Origin of the sequence: Candidatus Caldatribacterium sp. (genome assembly GCA_014359405.1) — a bacterium.
Lineage (GTDB): Bacteria > Atribacterota > Atribacteria > Atribacterales > Caldatribacteriaceae > Caldatribacterium > Caldatribacterium oleiphilum.
In genome coordinates this window covers 1-2,266 of the sequence record JACIZN010000181.1, presented here as the reverse complement: position 1 = coordinate 2,266, position 2,266 = coordinate 1, and the positions used below count along the sequence as shown (strand labels likewise).

The 2,266-nt window shown below is 54.0% G+C and carries 2 protein-coding genes; both read left to right on the top strand.

The features are described 5' to 3' along the window. Window positions 1-54 precede the first annotated feature (54 nt). The gene (gene rpsG / locus H5U36_10135) at window positions 55-528 is read left to right on the top strand and encodes a 30S ribosomal protein S7 (GenBank protein ID MBC7218464.1); all 474 of its coding nucleotides are present in this window, start codon (window positions 55-57) and stop codon (window positions 526-528) included. Between the two features lie 32 nt (window positions 529-560). Further along, window positions 561-2,266, top strand: a 1,706-nt coding sequence (gene fusA / locus H5U36_10130; protein ID MBC7218463.1) for an elongation factor G, incomplete at its 3' end; no start/stop codon positions are given.

Below are 2,266 nucleotides of genomic sequence, written 5' to 3'. Positions count from 1 at the left end.
GGGTCGCTCGAAGTACGGCGCGAAGAGACCCAAGAAGTAAGGAGCGAGGAGAGGTTGCCAAGGAAAGGTCCTGTTCCCAAGAGAGAAATTGCTCCCGATCCTCTGTACAACAATGTGGACGTGGCAAAGCTCATCAACAAAGTCATGGTCGACGGAAAGAAAAGCATTGCTGAAAAAATTGTGTACGGGGCTTTTGAAATTATTCGGGAAAAGACAAAACGCGATCCTCTTGAGGTTTTCTACCAGGCTCTGAATAACGTCATGCCTCTTGTTGAGGTTCGTCCTCGCCGTGTCGGGGGAGCGAACTACCAGGTTCCCATTGAGGTTCGTCCCGATCGGAGCAAGAGCCTTGGTCTTCGCTGGCTTGTGCAGTACGCCCGGGAGCGACAGGGACGGAGCATGATTGAAAAGCTCGCCCAGGAGATTATGGATGCAGCGAATGGCACGGGTGGGGCAGTAAAGAAACGCGAAGATACGCACCGTATGGCCGAAGCGAATAAAGCTTTCGCCCACTATCGGTGGTTCTAAGGGAGGGTGTGGAGTAAGGCGTGAGCAAGGCAATGAATAGAGTACAGCAGAATGGCCAAAGCTTTGGCGATTACGCCATATCGCAGATACGGAATATCGGTATTATGGCGCATATTGATGCGGGGAAGACAACGGTTACGGAACGCATTCTGTACTACACGGGGAAGATTCACCGCATGGGAGAGGTCCACGAAGGAACAGCGACTATGGACTTTCTTCCTCAGGAGCAGGAGCGAGGCATTACGATAAGCTCTGCAGTAACAACCTGTTTCTGGCGGGATTGCCGTATTAACATCATCGATACGCCAGGGCACGTGGACTTTACAGTTGAGGTGGAGCGGAGTCTCCGGGTACTTGATGGGGCCATTGCCGTGTTCTGTGGGGTTGGAGGAGTGGAGCCTCAATCCGAGACTGTATGGCATCAAGCAGACAAGTACGGAGTTCCCCGCATCGCCTTTGTCAACAAGCTCGATCGCGTTGGTGCGGACTTTTTTGCCGTCGTCAAAGCCATCAGGGAAAAGCTCAACGCCAATGCCCATCCGGTTCAAATTCCTATTGGAAGAGAAGCAGATTTCGTGGGCGTTGTGGACCTTGTTGAGATGAAGGCTTACTTCTACGATATCGACGAGAGCGGTGTTTCGTACCGGGTAGAAGATGTGCCCTCTTTCCTCCTTGCGGAGGCGGAAAAAGCTCGGGAGCAACTCATCGAAGCTTTAGCTGAAATCGATGAGGAGGTGCTCTCCCGCTACCTTGAAGGAGAGGAGCTCTCACCGGATTTCCTCCGCAAGGCAATCCGACGAGGGACCATTTCAGGAAAGTTTGTCCCTGTTCTTGGAGGGTCGGCTTTAAAAAACAAGGGTATTCAGCCGCTTCTTGACGCGGTGGTTTTCTACCTCCCTTCGCCTCTGGATCTCCCTCCTGTTCGAGGGTTCCATCCGGAGACGAAAGAGGAGGAAACAAGACTCCCTCTTGCGAAAGAGCCCTTTGTGGGTCTTGTTTTCAAGATTGTCATGGACCCCCACGCGGGAAAGATCTCCTTCGTGCGAGTGTACTCGGGGACCTTGCGGAGCGGTACCTATGTGTACAACGCTTCAAAGAGAGAAAAAGAGCGGGTCAGTCGCCTCCTCATCATTCACGCCAGTCACCGCGAAGATGTGGAGGAAGTAAAGGCGGGAGATCTCTGTGGCATTGTGGGATTGCGCCGGGCAACGACGGGAGATACGCTGTGCGATGAGAAGTACCCCATCATCCTTGAGGCTCCTTCGTTCCCCGAACCAGTGATTTCCGTTGCCATTGAGCCGAAGACCCGAGCGGACCAGGACAAGCTGAGCCTTGCTCTTGCGAAGCTTGCCGAAGAGGATCCAACTTTCCGGGTGCGAAGTGACGAGGAAACGGCGCAGACCATTATCTCCAGTATGGGTGAGCTCCATCTTGAGATTATCATCGACCGACTCCTGCGGGAGTTCAAGGTTGAGGCCAATGTCGGTAAGCCTCAGGTTGCGTACAAAGAGACCATCCGGTCCTCTGCTCGTGCGGAGGGGAAATTCATTCGCCAGACGGGCGGACGGGGGCAGTACGGCCACGTGGTGCTCGAGGTCGAACCCTGTGAAGAGGCCTTTGTCTTTGAGGACCACATTGTGGGGGGCACCATACCAAGAGAGTACATTCCCGCAGTGGAGGCAGGGGTTCGGGAAGCCCTCGATAACGGCTCCTTTAGGGATTTTCCTCGACGCCAGCG